At 65.5% G+C, this 20,166-nt stretch carries 16 protein-coding genes; 9 read left to right on the top strand and 7 right to left on the bottom strand.

What is annotated here, in order from left to right; genetic code table 11:
- Positions 1-33: 33 nt before the first annotated feature.
- From VNQ78_RS20910 to VNQ78_RS20885, 6 genes are all read left to right on the top strand, one after another.
- Entirely contained in the window at positions 34-1,278 is a 1,245-nt protein-coding gene (locus VNQ78_RS20910) for a Zn-dependent hydrolase (RefSeq protein WP_414694128.1), read from the top strand.
- Positions 1,279-1,340: 62 nt separating this feature from the next.
- On the top strand, positions 1,341-2,792 hold the full coding sequence (gene hydA, locus VNQ78_RS20905; protein WP_325693826.1) for a dihydropyrimidinase: 1,452 nt from the start codon (positions 1,341-1,343) through the stop codon (positions 2,790-2,792).
- A 1-nt stretch (position 2,793) separates the two neighbouring features.
- Positions 2,794-3,567 carry an ABC transporter ATP-binding protein gene (locus VNQ78_RS20900; RefSeq protein WP_325693823.1) on the top strand — a complete coding sequence of 258 codons (774 nt, stop codon included), beginning with the start codon at positions 2,794-2,796 and terminating at the stop codon, positions 3,565-3,567.
- Positions 3,568-3,597: 30 nt separating this feature from the next.
- Entirely contained in the window at positions 3,598-4,461 is an 864-nt protein-coding gene (locus tag VNQ78_RS20895; protein WP_325693820.1) for an ABC transporter permease, read from the top strand.
- Positions 4,458-5,294 carry an ABC transporter permease gene (locus tag VNQ78_RS20890; protein WP_325693817.1) on the top strand — a complete coding sequence of 279 codons (837 nt, stop codon included), beginning with the start codon at positions 4,458-4,460 and terminating at the stop codon, positions 5,292-5,294. Before VNQ78_RS20895 ends, VNQ78_RS20890 begins: the two co-directional genes overlap by 4 nt.
- 34 nt (positions 5,295-5,328) lie before the next feature.
- Complete coding sequence (locus VNQ78_RS20885) at positions 5,329-6,315, top strand: ABC transporter substrate-binding protein (RefSeq protein ID WP_325693815.1); 987 nt, start codon at positions 5,329-5,331, stop codon at positions 6,313-6,315.
- A gap of 77 nt (positions 6,316-6,392) precedes the next feature.
- Here the strand turns inward: VNQ78_RS20885 and VNQ78_RS20880 are convergent, their stop codons facing one another.
- The 3 genes from VNQ78_RS20880 to VNQ78_RS20870 form a co-directional block, all read right to left on the bottom strand.
- Positions 6,393-7,235: a c-type cytochrome gene (locus VNQ78_RS20880; protein ID WP_325693813.1), complete on the bottom strand. Its 843-nt coding sequence runs from the start codon at positions 7,233-7,235 to the stop codon at positions 6,393-6,395.
- Positions 7,236-7,377: 142 nt separating this feature from the next.
- A complete protein-coding gene (locus VNQ78_RS20875) occupies positions 7,378-7,722 on the bottom strand; it encodes an arsenate reductase family protein (protein ID WP_325693811.1) in 345 nt (114 codons plus the stop codon).
- A 135-nt stretch (positions 7,723-7,857) separates the two neighbouring features.
- Positions 7,858-9,150, bottom strand: a complete 1,293-nt coding sequence (locus VNQ78_RS20870) for a DUF3422 domain-containing protein (RefSeq protein ID WP_325693808.1) — start codon at positions 9,148-9,150, stop codon at positions 7,858-7,860.
- 153 nt (positions 9,151-9,303) lie between these two features.
- On the opposite strand from VNQ78_RS20870, the gene VNQ78_RS20865 reads away from it, so the two are divergent.
- Complete coding sequence (locus VNQ78_RS20865; RefSeq protein ID WP_325693806.1) at positions 9,304-9,813, top strand: L,D-transpeptidase family protein; 510 nt, start codon at positions 9,304-9,306, stop codon at positions 9,811-9,813.
- Between the two features lie 477 nt (positions 9,814-10,290).
- Here the strand turns inward: VNQ78_RS20865 and VNQ78_RS20860 are convergent, their stop codons facing one another.
- The 4 genes from VNQ78_RS20860 to VNQ78_RS20845 all read right to left on the bottom strand — a co-directional run bounded on the left by VNQ78_RS20860 (position 10,291) and on the right by VNQ78_RS20845 (position 16,483).
- On the bottom strand, positions 10,291-11,730 hold the full coding sequence (locus tag VNQ78_RS20860; RefSeq protein ID WP_325693803.1) for an NAD(P)(+) transhydrogenase (Re/Si-specific) subunit beta: 1,440 nt from the start codon (positions 11,728-11,730) through the stop codon (positions 10,291-10,293).
- Between the two features lie 10 nt (positions 11,731-11,740).
- The gene (locus tag VNQ78_RS20855) at positions 11,741-13,315 is read right to left on the bottom strand and encodes a Re/Si-specific NAD(P)(+) transhydrogenase subunit alpha (RefSeq protein WP_325693800.1); all 1,575 of its coding nucleotides are present in this window, start codon (positions 13,313-13,315) and stop codon (positions 11,741-11,743) included.
- Positions 13,316-13,527: 212 nt separating this feature from the next.
- Positions 13,528-15,666 (bottom strand): malate synthase G, encoded by a 2,139-nt coding sequence (locus tag VNQ78_RS20850; protein ID WP_325693798.1) that lies wholly within the window; start codon positions 15,664-15,666, stop codon positions 13,528-13,530.
- A 172-nt stretch (positions 15,667-15,838) separates the two neighbouring features.
- Positions 15,839-16,483, bottom strand: a complete 645-nt coding sequence (locus tag VNQ78_RS20845; protein WP_325693795.1) for a hypothetical protein — start codon at positions 16,481-16,483, stop codon at positions 15,839-15,841.
- A gap of 158 nt (positions 16,484-16,641) precedes the next feature.
- Between VNQ78_RS20845 and pepN the strand changes: the two genes are divergently transcribed.
- Both pepN and VNQ78_RS20835 read left to right on the top strand, forming a co-directional pair.
- Positions 16,642-19,191 (top strand): aminopeptidase N, encoded by a 2,550-nt coding sequence (gene pepN, locus VNQ78_RS20840; RefSeq protein WP_325693792.1) that lies wholly within the window; start codon positions 16,642-16,644, stop codon positions 19,189-19,191.
- Between the two features lie 52 nt (positions 19,192-19,243).
- Positions 19,244-20,149, top strand: coding sequence for a 1-acyl-sn-glycerol-3-phosphate acyltransferase (locus VNQ78_RS20835; RefSeq protein WP_325693996.1), 906 nt, complete (start codon positions 19,244-19,246; stop codon positions 20,147-20,149).
- The last annotated feature ends 17 nt before the right edge of the window (positions 20,150-20,166 follow it).

The raw sequence follows: 20,166 nt of genomic DNA, 5'->3' as shown, positions 1-20,166 counted from the left end.
ACGACTGCCCCCGGCGGCACGGATACCGACGCCATGCCCGCAGCCAATATGAAGGTCGATGGCGACCGGCTGTGGACGAGCCTGATGGATATGGCGAAGATCGGCCCCGGCATTGCCGGCGGCAACAATCGCCAGGCCCTGACCGATGAGGATGGCGAGGGTCGCCGGCTGTTCCAGGGCTGGTGCGAGGAGGCTGGCATGGAGATGTCGGTCGACCAGATGGGGAACATGTTCTTCCGCCATGAGGGCACCGAGCCGGGGCTGGACCCGGTCTATATCGGAAGCCATCTCGACACCCAGCCCACGGGGGGGAAATATGACGGCGTGCTGGGCGTACTGGCGGGGCTGGAGGTCATCCGCTCGATCCGCGACCTTGGGATCAGGACACGACGCCCGATCGTCGTGACGAACTGGACGAACGAGGAAGGGACGCGCTTTGCCCCTGCGATGCTGGCCTCGGGCGTGTTCGCGGGCGTGATCGATCAGGATTACGCCTATGCCCGGAAGGATGCCAAGGGCAGGAGCTTTGGCGAAGAACTGGAGCGGATCGGCTGGAAAGGCGAGGAGAAGCCCGGCGCGCGCAAGATCCACGCCATGTTCGAATATCACATCGAGCAGGGCCCGATCCTCGAGGCCGAGGCGACCCAGATCGGCGTCGTCACCCATGGCCAGGGTCTGCGCTGGATCGAATGCACCGTGACCGGCAAGGGGCAGCATACCGGCTCGACCCCCATGCGGATGCGCAGGAATGCCGGGCGCGGATTGGCGCAACTGACCGAGTTGGTCCATGAGATCGCGATGAAGCATCAGCCCGATGCAGTGGGCGCGATCGGCCATATCGACGTCTATCCGAACAGTCGGAACGTCATTCCCGAGAAGGTCGTCTTTACCGTCGATTTCCGCAGCCATCTGCTGCCGGTCCTGCTGGGCATGGCGGATGAGTTCCTGTCGCGGGCACCCGCGATCTGCGCGGAGCTGGGCTGCGAGTTTTCAGCCGAGATCTCGGGCCAGTTCGATCCGCCCGCCTTTGACGAGGCGCTTGTCGCGCGGGTTCGCGCGGCCGCGGACCGGCTGGGCTATAGCCGCATGGATATCGTCTCGGGCGCGGGGCATGACGCCTGCTGGGTGAACAAGGTCGCGCCCACGGTGATGATCATGTGCCCCTGTGTCGACGGGCTGAGCCATAACGAGGCCGAGGAGATCAGCCCGGAATGGGCCGCCGCCGGCGCGGATGTGCTGCTGCATGCGGTGCTGGAGACCGCCGAGATCGTCGCCTGACGCAAGCGGGGGCGCTGCCCCCGCACCCCCGGAGTATTTTTGGAACGAAGAAGGGATGAGGGATGAGCACGGTCATCAGGGGCGGCACCATCGTCACGGCGGATCTGAGTTACAAGGCGGATGTGCTGGTCGAGGGCGGCCGCATCGCCGCGATCGGCGAGGGGCTGATGGGGGACGAGGTTCTGGACGCCTCGGGCTGCTATGTCATGCCGGGCGGAATCGACCCGCATACGCATCTGGAGATGCCCTTCATGGGCACCTATTCGGCCGATGATTTCGAGAGCGGAACCCGCGCCGCGCTGGCCGGCGGGACCACGATGGTCGTCGATTTCGCCCTGCCCTCGCCCGGGCAGAGTTTGATAGATGCGCTAAAGATGTGGGACAACAAGTCCGGGCGCGCGCATTGCGATTATTCCTATCATATGGCCGTCACCTGGTGGGGTGAGCAGGTCTTTGACGAGATGGAGGAGGTAGTCGGGCGCGGCATCACCAGCTTCAAGCATTTCATGGCCTATAAGGGCTCGCTGATGGTGAATGACGACGAGATGTTCTCGTCCTTCCGCCGGGTCGGCGATCTGGGCGGGGTGGCTTTGGTCCATGCCGAGAATGGCGATGTGGTGGCGGAGTTGTCGGCGCGGCTGCTGGCCGAGGGGAATGTCGGGCCGGAGGGCCATGCCTATTCCCGCCCGCCCCAGGTCGAGGGCGAGGCCACGAACCGCGCCATCATGATCGCCGACATGGCGGGCGTGCCGCTTTACGTCGTCCACACCTCCTGCGAGGACAGCCATGAGGCGATCCGGCGGGCGCGGGCACAGGGGAAGCGCGTCTGGGGCGAGCCGCTGATCCAGCATCTGGTGCTGGACGAGAGCGAGTATTTCAACCCCGACTGGGACCATGCCGCGCGGCGGGTGATGTCGCCGCCTTTCCGCAACAAGCTGCATCAGGACAGCCTGTGGGCCGGGCTGCAATCGGGCAGCCTGAGTTGCGTCGCGACCGATCATTGCGCCTTCACCACCGAGCAGAAGCGGACCGGGATCGGCGATTTCACCAAGATCCCAAACGGGACAGGCGGGCTTGAGGACCGGATGCCGGTCCTCTGGACGCAGGGCGTCGCGACCGGACGTTTGACGCCGAATGAGTTCGTCGCCGTGACCTCGACCAATATCGCGAAGATCCTGAACATGTATCCGAAAAAGGGCGCGGTGCTGGTGGGATCGGATGCGGATCTGGTGATCTGGGATCCGAAGGCCGAAAAGACAATCAGCGCGGGCACGCAGCAATCCTCGATCGACTACAATGTCTTCGAGGGGATCAAGGTCACCGGCCTGCCGCGCTTTACCCTGACCCGCGGCGTGGTCGCCGTGACCGAGGGCAAGGTCGAGAGCCGCGAGGGCCATGGCGAGTTCGTCGCCCGCGAGGCGCGGCCCGCCGTCAACCGCGCCCTCTCGGCCTGGAAGGAGCTGACCGCGCCCCGTCCCGTCGAACGATCGGGCATCCCCGCAAGCGGGGTCTGACTTGGGCGAGATCAAGGCACGCGGCGTCAGCCTGACCTTCCAGACCGCGGATGGTCCGGTCCATGCGCTGAAGGATGTCAGCCTGACCATCGGCAAGGGCGATTTCGTCAGCTTCATCGGGCCTTCCGGCTGCGGCAAGACCACCTTCCTGCGCACCATCGCCGCGCTGGAGACGCCGACCGCGGGCCAGATCCGCGTGAACGGGATGGGGGCGGACGAGGCGCGGCGGGCGCGGGCTTACGGCTATGTCTTTCAGGCGCCGGGACTTTATCCATGGCGGACGATTTCGGGGAATATCTCGCTGCCGCTTGAAATCATGGGATTTTCCAAGGCAGAACGACGTGAGCGCATTGCGAGGGTGCTGGATCTGGTCGAGCTTTCCGGTTTTGGCGGCAAATATCCCTGGCAATTATCCGGGGGCATGCAGCAGCGGGCCAGCATCGCCCGGGCGCTGGCTTTCGATGCCGATATCCTGCTGATGGACGAGCCCTTCGGCGCGCTGGACGAGATCGTGCGCGACCGGCTGAACGAAGCCTTGCTGGAGTTATGGAGGAAGACCAGGAAAACCATTGGTTTCGTAACACATTCCATACCGGAGGCCGTCTATCTCTCGACCCGGATCGTGGTGATGTCGCCGCGTCCCGGCCGGATCAGCCGCATCATCGAAAGCACCTTGCCGCGTGAACGGCCCCTGGAGATCCGCGACACGCCCGAATTCATCCGTGTCGCCCATGAGGTGCGCGAGGGCCTGCGTGAGGGGCAGAGCTATGACTGAGGGCGGAATCCGCGCCGGCGGGGTCGCGACATGAGCCGCGCCCTGCCCGTCCTGACCGTCCTCTCGGTGATCGTCCTGGTCTGGTATGGCGCGGCGATCGGGCTGAATGCCCCCTGGGCAAGGGATCAGGCGGCCCGCGCCGGCGAGGCGCTGAGCCCGCGCCAGTTGGTCGAGCGGACCATGACGCAGGAACGCCCCGTCCTTCCCGCCCCGCATCAGGTCGCGAAGGGGCTCTGGGACGGGATCACCGGACAGAAGATCACGTCGAAGCGCAGCCTCGTCTGGCATGGCTGGATCACGCTTTCGGCGACGCTGGCGGGATTCGCCATCGGCTCGCTGGCCGGGATCCTGCTGGCGGTGGGCATCGTCCACAGCCGGGTCGTCGATCTGTCCGTGATGCCCTGGGCGGTCGCCAGCCAGACCGTGCCGATCCTTGCCATCGCGCCGATGGTGATCGTGGTCTTTGCCAGCGCCGGCGTTACCGGGCTGCTGCCCAAGGCGATGATCTCGGCCTGGCTGTCGTTCTTCCCGGTGCTGGTCGGCATGGTCAAGGGGCTGCGCATGCCCGACGCCATGCAGATGGACCTGATGCGATCCTGGAACGCATCGCGCGCGCAGGTCTTCTGGCGGCTGCGCCTGCCCTCGGCCATGCCCTACCTGTTCGCGAGCCTCAAGGTCGCGGTGGCGGCGGCGCTGGTCGGCACGATCGTCGGCGAATTGCCGGCTGGCGCGACCGCGGGGCTGGGGGCAAGGCTGCTCTCGGGCAGTTATTACGGCCAGACCATCCAGATCTGGGCCGCGCTTTTCGCCGCCGCCGCGCTGGCGGCAGGGTTGGTCGCGATCATCGCGGGGATCGAGCGTGCCACCCTGCGCCGCATGGGCCTCGCGCGATGACGGCCGCATTGCCCCTGATCGCCGTCTGGCTGGCCGCCCTTGGCCTCAACGGCTGGCTGGCCCGCCAACCGGGACGCCTTCCGGTCCTGCTGGTCCCGTTGATCTTCGGCGCAACGCTGCTGGTCTTGTGGGAAATGGCCTGCCGTAGCTTCGCCATCCCCGCCGTCATCCTGCCCGCCCCCAGCCAGATCTGGACCGCGTTCATCGGAAACCTGCCGCTCCTCTGGGGCGATTTCGTCCAGACCATCCTGAAGGGTGCACTGACGGGCTGGCTGATCGGGGCGGCCCTTGCGGTCCTGACCGCCATTGCCATCGACCGCTCGCCCTTTCTGCAGCGGGGCCTGCTGCCGATCGGAAATTTCGTCGCGGCCCTGCCGATCGTCGGCATCGCGCCGATCCTTGTCATGTGGTTCGGCTTCGACTGGCAATCCAAGGCGGGGGTGGTCGTGGTCATGGTGTTCTTCCCGATCCTCGTGAACATGGTCGCGGGGCTTGCCGCGACCGATGCACTGGCGCGCGACCAGATCGCGACCTGGGGGACAAGCTACCCGCAGGCGCTGTTCAAGCTGCGCCTGCCCGCTGCCATGCCCTTCCTCTTCAACGGGCTGAAGATCACCACCACGCTGGCGCTGATCGGGGCGATCGTCGCCGAATTCTTCGGCAGCCCGACCCGCGGCATGGGCTTTCGCATCTCGACCGCGGTGGGACAGCTCAATATGGCGCTGGTCTGGGCCGAGATTCTGGTGGCGGCGCTCGCCGGAACCGCCTTCTATGGAATTGTCGCGCTGGTCGAGAAACGGGTGACGTTCTGGCATCCCTCGCAGCGCCAATAAGCCGGGGCCCAGCCCCACAACAGTGGAGAGTGGAATGAAAGCATTGCTGATCTCGGCCGGGCTCATCTCGCTGATGGCGGGCGCGGCCTCGGCGGCGGATGACCTGACGCTGCAACTGAAATGGGTCACCCAGGCGCAATTCGGCGGCTATTACGTCGCCAAGGACAAGGGCTTCTACGAGGAGGAAGGGCTGAATGTCACCATCAAGCCGGGCGGCCCCGACATCGCCCCGGTGCAGGTTCTGGCCGGCGGCGGCGCGGATGTGACCGTCGAATGGATGCCCGCCGCCCTTGCCGCCCGCGAAAAAGGCCTGCCGATCGTCAATATCGCCCAACCTTTCAAGAGCTCGGGGATGATGCTGACCTGCCTCAAGGAATCGGGCATCGTCGATCCCAAGACCGACTTCAAGGGCAAGACGCTCGGGGTCTGGTTCTCGGGCAACGAATATCCGTTCCTCAGCTGGATGAACCACCTCGGCCTCAAGACCGATGGCGGGCCCGATGGGGTGACCGTGCTGAAACAGGGCTTCAACGTCGATCCCCTGCTGCAGAAACAGGCTGCCTGCATCAGCACCATGACCTATAACGAATATTGGCAGGTGATCGACGCAGGCCTGAAGCCCGAGGATCTCGTAACCTTCAAATACGAGGATCAGGGCGTCGCCACGCTCGAGGACGGGCTCTACGTCCTTGAAACCGCGCTGGCCGACCCGGCGATGGAGGACAAGCTCGCCCGCTTCGTCCGCGCCAGCATGAAGGGCTGGAAATATGCCGAAGAACATCCCGACGAAGCGGCCGAGATCGTGCTCGAAAATGACGAGACCGGCGCCCAGACCATCGAGCATCAGGCCCGCATGGCTGCGGAGGTCGCAAAACTGACCGCAGGCTCCAACGGCGCGCTGGAGGAGGCCGACTTCAAGCGCACTGTCGACACGCTGCTCTCGGGCGGCTCGGACCCGGTGATCTCGAAGGCGCCCGAAGGGGCATGGACCCATGCGATCACCGACAAGGCGCTGAACTAGGATCCCTTCACCGTTTCAAAATACCCTCGGGGGGAATCTCCGCAGGAGATGGGGGGCAGAAGGCCCCCCTTCTTTCCTCACTCGTCATCGGGCAAGGCGGGCAGGCTCCGCAGGTAAAGGATGATCGCATCCAGATCCTCGGGGGTCATCTTCGCAAGATAGGGATAGGGCATCGGCGGATGCATGGCGCTGCCATCCGGCCGCTTGCCTTCGGTGATCATCGCCTTGATCTGGTTGTCGGCATAGTCCGCCAACCCGTCCGGCCCGTTCGTCAGGTTCGCCGCGACCGAGACGCCCCAGGGTCCGGCGAACTCGAACCCGCCTGCCCCAAGCCGCGTCCCGACCAGCGGACCCTCTGGGCCCATGGGCGTGTGGCACTCCATGCAATGCGAGATCGGGCCGGCCAGATAGGCGCCATATTCGACCGTGACCCCGCGTGGCGGTGGCGTGACGGCGGCAATGGGGGGACCATATGCCGGGGGCAGCGGGATCGCATATTCCGATTTCCCCGGATCACCCGTGACAGCCGGAACGCCCCGCAGATACATCACGATCGAAGCGAGGTCCTCGTCCCCCAGCCCGCGATACATGGTGAAGGGCATGGGCGGGCCGATCAGGCTGCCATCGGGCCGGATGCCCTCGCGGATCGCGCGGGCAAGCTCGGCATCGCTCCAGCCCGCGATGCGGCCAGCGGGGGTGATGTTCGGCGCGATGGCGGTGAAGGCCGGGTTCTTGTCGACGAGGCGTCCCGACAGGTCCTTCGCCATGTCGAAGCCCTGCGGTCCCATCGGCGTGTGGCAATTGCCGCAGCCTGCCGGTCCCTGGACAAGATATTCCCCGCGCTCGAGGCTGGGCGCGGCCCAAGCGGGCGCGCCCGCCACGATGAAGCCGAAGGCAAGGGCAAGGATCGGGTGACGCATGATACTGGTTAACCTGACTGGGACATCGCGCCGGCATTCTATCATGCCGACGATTGCCCTCAGACAGTCCACGCGTCACGGTTTCCCTGTCCCTTGGGTCAGGTTTTCCGGCGGCCAGCCCCCTGCGAGGCAGGAACGCGCCTCAGGCGGCGACTCCCAGCGCGCGCTTCACATTGGCGGTCCAGCCCAGCAGGCGCTTCTCGCCCTCGACGATGGCCGGGCGCTTCATCAGCGACGGCTTCGCGCCCAGCATGGCAAGGGGCGTGCCCTCACGCTCGCCGGCCGACATGCCGCGCCAGGTCAGGCTGGCGCGGTTGACCAGCTTCTCGCCGAAATCCGCGATCATCCGCTGCCATTCCTCGTCGGAAAGCGGCGCGTCCTTCACGTCGCGAAAAGCGACCGTCCAGCCGGCCTCCTCCAGTTCGCGAATGGCCTTCTGGCAGGTCGAGCAATGGCCAAGGCCATACATGGTCAGGGTTCGTGTCATCAGATCACCGGGATGAGGGGGATATTGCAGGCGGAAAGCGCGGCCACGGCCAGGATGCAAAGCACGAGTCGCAAGGAAATCTCCTGAGAATTGCGCCGGGGTTATCGCCTTGCCGGGCCGCGCGGTAAAGCCGGTTCAGTGATCCGCATGCAGCCTTGCGCGGATCCGCCGCATCCCGAACCAGACCGCCAGCACCGCAAGCGGCGTCAGCCCGGCGATCAGCACCGCCTTGTCCAGATCAAGCGCATGGGCCAGCGGATAAAGCGCATAGCCCAGCAGCCCGACCGCGTAATAGCTGATCGCCACGACCGACAGCCCCTCGACCGTGTGCTGCAGCCGCAGTTGCAGGTCGGCGCGGCGGTCCATGCGCTCCATGATCTCCTGGTTCTGGGCGCCGCGCCAGACATCAACGCGGGTGCGCAACAGCTCGCCCGCGCGCTCGGTCCGGTCGAGCAGCGTGGAAAGCCGCCGCTCGGCCGACCGCACGGTCCGCATCGCGGGCGCATAGCGGCGCGCCATGAATTCGGTCAGCATCTGCCCGCCGCGAAAGCGCGTCTCGCGCAGGGCCGCGACGCGGTCCATCACGATCGCCTCATAAGCGGCGGTGGCGCCAAAGCGGAAGCTGTGCCGCGCCGCCGCGCTTTCCAGCCGGGTCGAAACCGAGAGGAGATCGTGCAGCAGCGCCTCGGCCGGGCGCGAATCGTCGGCCATGCTCTCGACGATGTCGCTGATCTGCGGGTCGAGCGCGTTCAGCTGCTCGCTCAACTCCCGCGCGCGGTTGAGGCCCAGCATCGACATCGAGCGATAGGTCTCGAGGTCCAGGAGGCGCTGGACGATGCGCCCGATCCGCCCGCTGCCGGTGCCGGGACGGACAAAGACGGCAAAGCGCATCCAGCCCGCCGGATCGAGGCGGAAATCGCCCGCGACGACCGCGGATTCGTCCAGCACCCAGGCCGAGGCGAGGCTGTCCGCCGCGAACCACCGCTCCAGCCTCGGCTGGATCTCGACCGGATCGTCGGGCAGCACATCGACATGGATCATCACCGCCGCGACCCGCTTGCCCGGCGCGCGCCGCTGCCATTCGCCGGGAAAGATCTCGCCCACCGAGGGATCGAAGGGCCGCGTCGGCAGCCCGCGCGCGAAGGCGGTATAGGTCACGAACTCGGTATGGCTTTCCCAGCGCAGCTTGTGCCGGCCAAGATGCGCGGCGTAATGCCCCGCCTCCGGGTCGGGGCTGGGGGCGCCGTGGCGCAGGCAAAGCTCGGCCAGATGGGCGACATCGCTCGCCCGGTCGCGATTGGCTGCGTCACGCGGCTCCTTGATCGCGATGAAGACCGCCGTGCAGGGCGCCTCCAGCCGCGGCGAGGGCCGGGCATGCAGTTCGTTGACAAGCGCATAGCGCAGCGGGTGCTCGGCATCATCCTTCATGCCCGCATGATTAGCCGGCGCAATTCAACCCGCAAGCGGAAAGCCCTGGACGTGTGATAACCGCCTCGGCTCAGGATTTCGTGATTGCACCCGCATTGCGACCCACGCGCGAGACAGGCAAAATAGTGCAAAACCATGCTGCGAGGGGCAGAGATGCAACGCTGGCTATCCAGATTGATCCTGATCGGCGTGATTGCCGGACTGGCCGCCTGTGCGCCCAGCAAGTTCAAGCGCTATAACGGTCCGCCCGTGACCGAGGTTCTGGTCCAGAAGGGCGAGCGCAAGATGTATCTGCTGAACGGGAACCGCGCCCTCAAGGTCTATGACATCGGGCTGGGGAATGAGCCGATCGGCCACAAGCAGTTCGAGGGCGATGGCAAGACCCCGGAGGGCGTCTATTTCATCGACCGCCGCAACCCGAACAGCCAATATCACCTGTCGATCGGCGTCTCCTATCCGAACCCGCTCGACACCGCCTATGCGGCGAGCGTGGGGATGCGGCCGGGCGGCGACATCTTCATCCACGGACAGGGCCCCGAGGGGCGCGCCCTCTCGCAATACCGGCGCGACTGGACCGCGGGCTGTATCGCCGTCCGCGACGAAGAGGTCGAGGATGTCTATGCCATGGTCAGGGACGGCACGCCCATCCTGATTACGCCCTGAGGCATCGCCCTGCGCCAGCGCCAGCCCCGGTCTTCCGCCTGTATGGAAGACCTGTTCAAAAGGTCAGATAGGATTCATCTGGTCAAAGAGTTAACAAGTCATTCAAGTTCAAGAGTACGTACCAAGAGTCATGCATCTACCGCCTGTCATCCATGACGCCCTGATCGATTCCGATGAGACCCGGGGATATGTTCCCGGCCTGATCGAGTCCGTGATGCGCTTCGGTCCTCAATCTCGGTGGCGTGCCGGCGCCATCGTGGAAAGTTCGATCGAACGCTCGCAGGCCGTGGCTACGCGCTGCGCCCTGCTCATCCCCCGCAGGGGGAAACGCACGCGCAAGCTGGCGCTGCATCCTGCGCTTCCTGCCGATGTCATCAAATCCATGCTCCAGGCTCTTTGATCACCACCAACTTGGCGGAAGAAAAAGGCGGGCCCCACCGGGGCCCGCCTTAATCATTCGGCCGATTGGCCCCAAGATTACTCGATCATCGGCAGAAGCGCGTCGATCGACTTCTTGGCGTCGCCGTAGAACATGCGCGTGTTCTCCTTGTAGAACAGCGGGTTCTCGATCCCGGAATAGCCGGTGCCCTGCCCGCGCTTCGACACGAAGACCTGTTTCGCCTTCCAGACCTCGAGGACCGGCATCCCGGCGATCGGGCTGTTCGGATCTTCCTGCGCGGCCGGGTTCACGATGTCGTTCGAGCCGATGACGATGGCCACGTCGGTCGAGGGGAAATCATCGTTGATCTCGTCCATCTCCATGACGATGTCGTAAGGCACCTTCGCCTCGGCCAGGAGCACGTTCATGTGCCCCGGCAGACGGCCCGCGACCGGGTGGATGGCGAAGCGGACGTTCTTGCCGCGCGCGCGCAGCTTGCGGGTCAGTTCGGAAACCGATTGCTGCGCCTGCGCCACCGCCATGCCATAGCCCGGAACGATGATGACCTCGTCGGCATCATTCAGCGCCGCGGCGACCCCTTCGGCGTCGATGGCGATCTGCTCGCCCTCGATCTCCATCGCCGGGCCGGTCTCGCCGCCGAAGCCGCCGAGGATCACGCTGACGAAGTTGCGGTTCATCGCCTTGCACATGATATAGCTCAGGATCGCACCCGAGGAGCCGACCAGCGCGCCGACCACGATCAGCAGGTCATTGCCCAGCGTGAAGCCGATCGCCGCCGCCGCCCAGCCGGAATAGCTGTTCAGCATCGAGACCACGACCGGCATGTCCGCCCCGCCGATGCCCATGATCAGGTGATAGCCGATGAAGAAGGCGGCAGCGGTAATGACCAGCAGCCACAGCACCGGAGCCCCGACCGAGCAGTAAAGGATGACCGCCAGCAGCGACAGAGCCGCCGCACCCGCGTTCAGCAGATGCCCGCCCGGCAGCTTCTTCGGCTTGCCGTCGATCTTGCCGGCAAGCTTGCCGAAAGCCACGATCGAGCCGGTGAAGGTCACCGCGCCGATGAAGATTCCCAGCGCCACCTCGACCTTCAGCATGGCGATTTCGGCGGGGGTCTTGTGCGCCAGCACGGCGGCAAAGCCGTGGAACTCGGCCGCGGCGTCAGCGGCACGGGCGCGGATCACGCGGCCCAGCTCGAACTGGGCGTTGAAGCCGATCAGCACGGCGGCAAGGCCAACAAGGCTGTGCATCGCGGCGACAAGCTGCGGCATCTCGGTCATCTGGACGCGCTTGGCGACGACCCAGCCGATACCGCCGCCGATGGCCAGCATGACCAGCGACAACAGCCAGTTGCCCGCGCCGGGGCCGAACAGCGTCGCGACCACGGCCAGCGCCATGGCGCTGATCCCGTACCAGACCGCGCGCTTGGCGCTTTCCTGTCCCGAAAGCCCGCCCAGCGACAGGATGAACAGGACGGCCGCGACCACATAGGCGGCGGTGGTGATTCCGTACTCCATCACCCTCTCCTTACGACTTCTGGAACATGGCAAGCATCCGGCGCGTGACCAGGAAGCCGCCGAAGATGTTGACGCCCGCCATCAGGACCGAGGCCGCGCCGAGCAGGACCACCAGCCAGGAGCCCGAGCCGATCTGCAAAAGCGCGCCAACAATGATGATCGAGGAGATCGCGTTGGTGATCGCCATCAGTGGCGTGTGCAGCGAGTGGCTGACATTCCAGATCACCTGGAAGCCGACGAAGCAGCTGAGCACGAAGACGATGAAATGCGACAGGAAGCTGGCGGGGGCAAAGCTGCCGACCAGCAGCATCAGGACCGCGCCTGCGACCAGCAGCGTGACCTGCGACCGGGTCTGCGCCTTGAAGGCGGCGACTTCTTGCGCGCGGCGCTCCTCGGGCGTCAGTTCCTTGGGCTTTTCCTTGGGCTTCTGCGCCGCGATCGCCGCGACCTTGGGCGGCGGCGGCGGCCAGGTCACGTCGCCGTCATTGGTGACGGTGGCGCCGCGGATGACGTCATCCTCCATGTTCTGGACCAGAACCCCGTCCTTGCCAGGGGTCAGGTCAGCCAACATGTGACGGACGTTGTTTCCGTAAAGTTCAGAGGCTTGCGTCGCCATCCTCGACGGGAAATCGGTATAGCCGATGATGATGACGCCGTTTTCGGTCACGAAACGCTCGTCAGGAACGGTCAGTTCGCAATTGCCGCCGCGCTCGGCCGCAAGGTCCACGATGACGCTGCCGGGCTTCATCGCCGCGACCATGTCCTTGGTCCAGAGCTTGGGCGCATCGCGGCCGGGGATCAGCGCCGTGGTGATGACGATGTCCATCTCGGGCGCAAGCTCGCGGAACTTCTCCAGCTGCTTTTCGCGGAATTCCGGGCTTGAGGGCGCGGCATAGCCGCCGGTCGCGGCGCCGTCGGTCTGGGTCTCGGCAAAGTCGAGATAGACGAACTGCGCCCCCATCGATTCGATCTGCTCGGCCACTTCGGGGCGCACGTCGAAGGCATAGACCTGCGCGCCAAGGCTGGTCGCGGCGCCGATCGCGGCAAGCCCCGCGACGCCCGCGCCCACCACCAGCACCTTGGCCGGCGGCACCTTGCCCGCCGCCGTCACCTGCCCGGTGAAGAAGCGGCCGAAATTGTTCGCGGCCTCGATCACGGCGCGGTAGCCCGCGATATTCGCCATCGAGCTCAGCGCGTCCATCTTCTGCGCCCGGCTGATCCGGGGCACCATGTCCATGGCGATGGCGGTGATGCCCTGCTCGCGCGCAGCCTCCAGCAGTTCGGCGTTCTGCGCCGGGTAGAAATGCGAGATCAGCGTCTGGCCGCGTCGCATCGCCTTGATCTCGGCATCACTCGGCGGACGCACCTTGACGACCACGTCCACGTCGTTGATCAGCGCGCCCGCCGTCGGCTCGACCGTGATCCCTGCTGCCTGATAGGCCGCGTCGGTAAAGCCCGCCCGCGTACCCGCCCCGGCCTCGACAAAGACCTCATGTCCCAACTTCCTGAGATGAGCGGCCGAAGACGGCGTGATCGCGACCCGGGCCTCCCCCTCAAAACTTTCCTTCAAAGCGCCGATCTTCACCAGAACACTCCCCTGTTGGCATCGCAACGCGGTCTGCATAGCATCGAAATAATCTTTCACAAGACCGCGAGGGGAGAAGCAATCCCGAAAAGTGACGCGACGTTTCACGGACTATACCTCCGGCCCCTCATTGCCGATGGCCGAAAAGCAATGATCCCGGCACCGCGCGAAGGGCGGGCCGGGATCAGGGAATCGTCAGGTATGCAGGGATGTCAGGCGGCCTGATCGGCCTTGGCCTGCAGGCGGCGGGCGTGCAATACCGGCTCGGTATAGCCCGAGGGCTGGACGCGACCGAGGAAGACCAGATCGCAGGCCGCCTGGAAGGCCACCCCGTCAAAGCCCGGCGCCATCGCCCGATAAAGCGGGTCGGCGGCGTTCTGCCGATCGACGACCTGCGCCATCTTGCGCATCGCATCCATCACCTGCTGCTGGGTGATGACGCCTTGATGCAGCCAGTTCGCCAGCGACTGGGCCGAGATGCGCAGCGTCGCCCGGTCCTCCATCAACCCGATATCGTTGATGTCGGGCACTTTCGAGCAGCCGATGCCCTGATCGATCCAGCGCACGACATAGCCAAGGATGCCCTGGCAGTTGTTGTCGAGTTCGCGGGCGATCTCCTCGTCGCTATAGTTGCGGCCAAGGGCGAGCGGGATGGTCAGCAGATCGTCAAGCCGCGCCGGGCGCTTCAGCGCCGCGATCTCGGCCTGGCGGGCATGGACATCGACCTTGTGGTAATGGGTCGCGTGAAGCGTCGCCGCCGTCGGGCTGGGCACCCATGCCGTGTTCGCGCCGGCGCGGGGATGCGCGATCTTCTGCTCCAGCATGTCGGCCATGCGGTCGGGCATCGCCCACATGCCCTTGCCGATCTGCGCCTTGCCGGCCAGCCCGCAGGCAAGGCCGATATCGACGTTGCGGTCCTCATAGGCCGAGATCCAGGGCTGCGACTTCATCTCGCCCTTGGCGAACATCGTGCCCGCCTCCATGGAGGTATGCAGCTCGTCCCCGGTGCGGTCGAGGAAGCCGGTATTGATGAAGGCGACGCGGCTCCGGGCGGCGCGGATACATTCCTTGAGGTTGACGCTGGTGCGCCGCTCCTCGTCCATGATGCCCAGCTTGACGGTGTTTTTCGGCAGGCCCAGCACCTCCTCGACGAAATCGAAGACCTCGCAGGAAAAGGCAACTTCCTCGGGGCCGTGCATCTTGGGCTTCACGACATAGATCGACCCGGTGACCGAGTTCTTCGGCCCCTCGCGGTCAAGGTCGCGCTTGGCGCAAAGCGCCGTCACCATGGCGTCGAGCAACCCCTCAAACACCTCGTTCCCCTCACGGTCGAGGACGGCGGGCGTGGTCATCAGGTGACCGACATTGCGCACCAGCATCATCGCCCGGCCCTTATGCGTCACGGTCGAGCCGTCCGGCGCGGTGAAGCTGACATCGGGGTTGAGCTTGCGGGTGAAGGTCTTGCCGCCCTTCTCGACCTGCTCCTCGAGGCTCCAATCCATCAGGCCCAGCCAGTTGGCATAGGCCAGCGCCTTGTCCTCGCCATCGACGCAGGCAACGGAATCCTCGCAATCCATGATCGCGGAAAGGGCCGATTCCAGCACGATATCCGAGATGCCGGCGCGGTCCTGACCGCCCACCGGGGTCGAGGGGTCGATGACGACACGGATCAGAAGGCCGTTATTCTTCAGGAACACGTCCGAGGGCCGCGCGGCATCGCCGATATGCCCGGCAAGCTGGGACGGATTGCGCAGCGCGGGCGACAGCACGCCGCCCGCGACCGAAAGCGCCGCGACATCGGACCACGACCCTTCAGCCAACGGCACCGCCTCATCGAGGAAGCCGCGCCCCCAGGCGATCACGCGCGCGCCGCGTTCCGCGTCATAGCCCTTGCCCTGCGGCAGGTCGCCCATCGCATCGGTGCCATAAAGCGCGTCATAGAGGCTGCCCCAGCGCGCATTGGCCGCGTTCAGCGCATAGCGGGCATTGGTGATCGGCACCACAAGCTGCGGCCCCGCGACCGAGGCGAATTCAGGATCCGTGTCAGGCGTGTCGATGGCGAAATCCTCGCCCTCGGGCTGGAGATAGCCGATCTCGGCCAGAAAATCGCGATAGGCACCGACGTCGAAAGGCTGGCCACGACGGCCAATGTGCCACGCGTCGATCGCCAATTGCAGCTCGTCCCGACGCTCGAGCAGCGCGCGGTTCCTCGGCCCGAAATCATGGAGCAGGTTCGACAGCCCCTCCCAGAAGCGGCGCGGCTCGACGCCGCTGCCGGGCAAGGCGCGCTCGTTGAGGAAATTGGCCAGGGTTTCGTCGACCCGCAGGCCTGCCTTTTCAACGCGCGCCATCGCTGATCCTTCCTTCTTTGTAACCGGGAGCTATTTTGTACACGGTGGTATGCCAAACATCTCCGGCATTCAACCTGACCGCTCTTATAGCGGGAATTGAAAAAGCTTTTCGGAAAAAGCGAAAACCGCCGCCCGGACAACCCGGACGGCGGCGCAAATTTCGGCCTTCCCGTCAGTTGGCGGGAGGGGTCGTCGTCGTGGTTCCAGCCGGAGGCGTGGTCGGGGCCGGGGTCGCAGGGGCCGGGGTGGTCGGCTCGACCGTGATCGCGTCCTCCACGGCTTTCTCGGCATTGTCCATCGCCTGTCCGGCAGCGTCGACGGCGTCGCCGGCAGCCTTTTCGGCCGCAGTCGCCGCATCGCCTGCGGCAGTGGCGGCATCATCTGCGGCTTCTTTCATCGCGGCACCTGCGGCATCTGCGGCATTGCCGGCAGCGGTCGCCGCGTCATTGGCGGCATCAGCGGCAGCGTCAGCGGCATTGCCCGCCGCATCGGCCGCGTTATTGGCGGCATCGGCAGCCGCATCCGCCGCCGGAGCCGTCGCCGCAGGCTCGGTCGTGGTCGCGGGCGCGGTCGAGGTTTCGGCCGGCGCGGTGGTGGTGGTCGCGGCAGGCTCCTCGCCAGTCGTCACGTCATTTCCGGCCATGAAATACTGGACGACGAAATAGGCGATCGCCAGGGCCAACAGGATGCCGATGATCAGCGGCAAGGGCGAGGCGCGACGCTCGACCGGCTCGACATAGGTCTGGTTGACCTGACCGGGACGCTCCGGATCGACGGGATCGGTCCGGTTCGGGTCGTTGGGGTCGTAATTTGCCATCTAGGCTCTCCTCAGCACAGGTTTCCGATGGATCGCACAGGCGGGGGTTGTGCGACACAACACCACCGGCTTGGCTTGCGACCCGCCTATCCCACGATTAACAATCGGGTTTCCATGAGAGTTCCGCGCTTTGCGAAGATTTTTTGAAGGGTTCGGTCATGACCGCTACGCATCTTCTCGCCGACTGGCGCCCCTACCCGTTCGAGATTGCTGAAACGCGGCTGGTCTTCCGGCTCGCGCCCAAAGCCGCGCGCGTGAGTTCCAGCATAGTTTTCCGCAGGACCGGACCCGGCGACCTCGTCCTTGACGGCGTGGGCCTCAAGACCCTTTCGATGACGATTAACGGCCAGCCCGTCGACCCTGCGCTGATCCGCCCGCAGGAGGAGAAGCTGGTCATCCCGGCGGCGGACCTGCCCGAGAGCTTCACCTTCGCCGCCGAGGTCGAGATCGACCCAGAGGCGAATACCGCATTGGAAGGGCTCTATCTTTCCGGCGGCATCTTCTGCACGCAATGCGAGGCCGAGGGCTTTCGCCACATCACTTGGTATCCCGACCGCCCCGATGTGATGGCCCCCTTCCATGTCACCATCCATTCCGACCAGCCGGTGCTGCTGTCGAACGGGAACCCGGTCAGCGCCGAGCCGGGCAAGGCGGTCTGGCACGATCCGTGGAGGAAGCCCGCCTATCTTTTCGCGCTGGTCGCGGGCGATCTGCGCGGGGTTCCCGACCGCTTCACCACCATGTCGGGCAAGGATGTCGCGCTGAACGTCTGGGTCCGCCCCGGAGACGAGGGCCGTGCCGGTTATGCCATGGAATCGCTCATCCGCTCGATGAAATGGGACGAGGAGGTCTATGGCCGCGAATATGACCTCGAGGTCTTCAACATCGTGGCCGTCGATGATTTCAACATGGGCGCGATGGAGAATAAGGGCCTGAACATCTTCAACTCGAAGCTGGTCCTCGCCACCGCCGAGACCGCGACCGATGGCGATTACGAGCGTATCGAGGGCGTGATCGGGCACGAATACTTCCACAACTGGACCGGCAACCGCATCACCTGCCGCGACTGGTTCCAGCTTTGCCTCAAGGAAGGGCTGACGGTCTTCCGCGACCAGCAATTCACCTCCGACATGCGCTCGGCCGCGGTGAAGCGCATCCATGACGTCCAGACCCTGCGCGCCCGCCAGTTCCGCGAGGATGCCGGCCCCCTCTCGCATCCGCCGCGGCCTGATCATTATCAGGAGATCAATAACTTCTACACCGCGACGGTCTATGAGAAGGGCGCCGAGGTCATCGGGATGCTGAAGCGGCTGGTGGGCGACGAGGGCTACCGGAAATCGCTCGACCTCTATTTCGACCGCCATGACGGACAGGCCTGCACCATCGAGGACTGGATCAAGGTCTTCGAGGACGCGACCGGGCGCGACCTTACGCAGTTCAAGCGCTGGTATACCGATGCCGGAACGCCCCGCCTGTCGCTCCGCGAGGAATGGGCGGATGGCAGGCTGACCCTGACCTTCCGGCAGGAGACCGCGCCGACGCCGGGCCAGGACCAGAAGCCCGCGCGGGTCATTCCGATCGCCCTTGGCCTGATCGGCCCGAATGGCGACGAGGTGCTGCCAACCACCGTGCTGGAGATGACCGAGGCCGAGCAGAGCTTCAGCTTCGACGGCCTTGGCGCGCGGCCCGTGGTCTCGCTGCTGCGCGGTTTCTCGGCCCCGGTGACCGTCCAGCGCCAGATCACAGCCGAGGAACAGGCATTGCTGCTGGCCCATGACAGCGACCCCTATGCGCGCTGGCAGGCCGGCCATGATCTCGCGCTCGACGGGCTGATCAGACGCGCGAAGGGCGAGGCGGGCGGGGCCGAATTCATCCGCGCGCTTTCGGGCGTTCTGGCCGATGCCGAGGCCGACCCGGCCTTCGCGGCGCTCTGCCTTGCCTTGCCGGGCGAGGAGGAGATCGCGACCACCATGGCGGCGGCGGGAACCGTGCCGAACCCCGATGCGATCCATGCGGCGCGGGGCGCGCTGATGGGTGACATTGCGAGCGCATATGAGGCGGAACTCGCCGCGCTTTACGACGCGATGGCCCCGCGCGGCCCCTACCGCCCCGATGCCGAGGGGGCGGGGCGGCGCAGCCTGCGCCTCGCCTGCCTCGCCTATCTGACCCGCATCGACACCGGTACGCACGCCGAGGCGCTGTTCGCAGGGGCCGGAAACATGACCGAGCGTCAGGGCGCGCTCGAACAGTTGATCGCCGCCGGGCGGGACGAAGCGGCGCTTGCCACCTTTGCCGAGGAGTTTCGCGACAATCGCCTCGTCATGGACAAATGGTTCATGGTCCAGCCCTTGCGCGCCAAACCGCGCGAGGCCGTCGCCCGCGCCCGCGCCCTTTCCGAGCGTGCGGATTTCGACTGGAAGAACCCGAACCGCTTCCGCGCGCTGATCGCGGGCCTGACCTCGAACCATGCCGGTTTCCATGCCGCGGACGGGTCGGGCTATGATTTCCTGGCAGAATGGCTGATGCGCCTCGACCCGGTGAACCCGCAGACGACGGCGCGCATGTGCTCGGCCTTCGAGACGATCTCGCGCTATGACCAAGGGCGGCAGGCCAAGGCCCGCGCGGCGCTGGAACGCATCGCGAAGATGCCGGGGCTTTCGCGCAACACCTCTGAAATGGTTACGCGTATCCTTGCCGGTGCAGCCTGAAGTGGCACGAACGACCCTTGCGGGCGCCCAAAGCCACGGCGATACTGCCAGCATGGATGCCCGCGAGGACATGAAACGCCGCCTTGATCCGCTGATTCACGAGCGGGCGCCCTGGCTTTTTTCCCAGCACCGGCATCACGATATCGCCCGTCGCGCGCTGATGTGGCTGCTGCGCTATGACCGGACGGTAGAACTTGGCGCAGAGTTCCGCGACCTGCCCACGGATGAGATCATGCGCCGCATGGCGCAGCTGATCCTGCGCGACCTGAAGGTCGAGGGACTGGAACAGATCCCCGCGACCGGACCCGCGCTCATCGTCTCGAACCACCCGACCGGGATCGCGGACGGGATCGTCCTGAATGCCGTTGTCTCGGCAATCAGGGACGATCTTTTCATCTATGCCAATCACGACATCATGCGGGTCCTTCCGCAATGCGGCAGCCTGATCGCTCCGGTCGAATGGCGGGTGGAAAAGCGCAGCCATGCCAAAACGCGGGCGACGATGGATTATACGCGCGAGGCGCTGGGACGGGGCCGGATCGGGTTGATCTTTCCTTCGGGCCGGCTGGCAAAGCGCCGCGGGCTGAGCCTGCATGAGCGCCCCTGGATGGCCAGCGCCGCGATGATCGCCAAGAAATTCGACGTGCCGGTCATTCCGCTGCATATCCGGGCCCGGAACTCGACGCTGTTCTATCTGCTCGACATCCTGCACCCGACCCTGCGCGACGTTACGCTGTTCAACGAGGTGCTGAACAAGGCCTCGCAACCCTACCGAGTGACGATCGGAACCCCGATCCCCGCCAGCACCCTGCCCGCTCGCAGCGAAGACGGCATCCAGATGCTGCGTGAGGCCGCGCTCTCATTGCCGGAGCCCGCTGCGAATGCTGCACAATTCTCGCAGATCCGCCGGCTTGGGCAGCAGCACCGGGCGGTCGCAAAGCCGAGCCCTATCGACTAGCCACACCGCGAGCCGCA

This window comes from Paracoccus sp. (in: a-proteobacteria), from assembly GCF_035556475.1.
Taxonomy (GTDB): Bacteria; Pseudomonadota; Alphaproteobacteria; order Rhodobacterales; family Rhodobacteraceae; genus Paracoccus.
The sequence above is the reverse complement of the archived record's forward strand: the minus strand, read 5'-3'. Positions and strand labels throughout refer to the sequence as shown.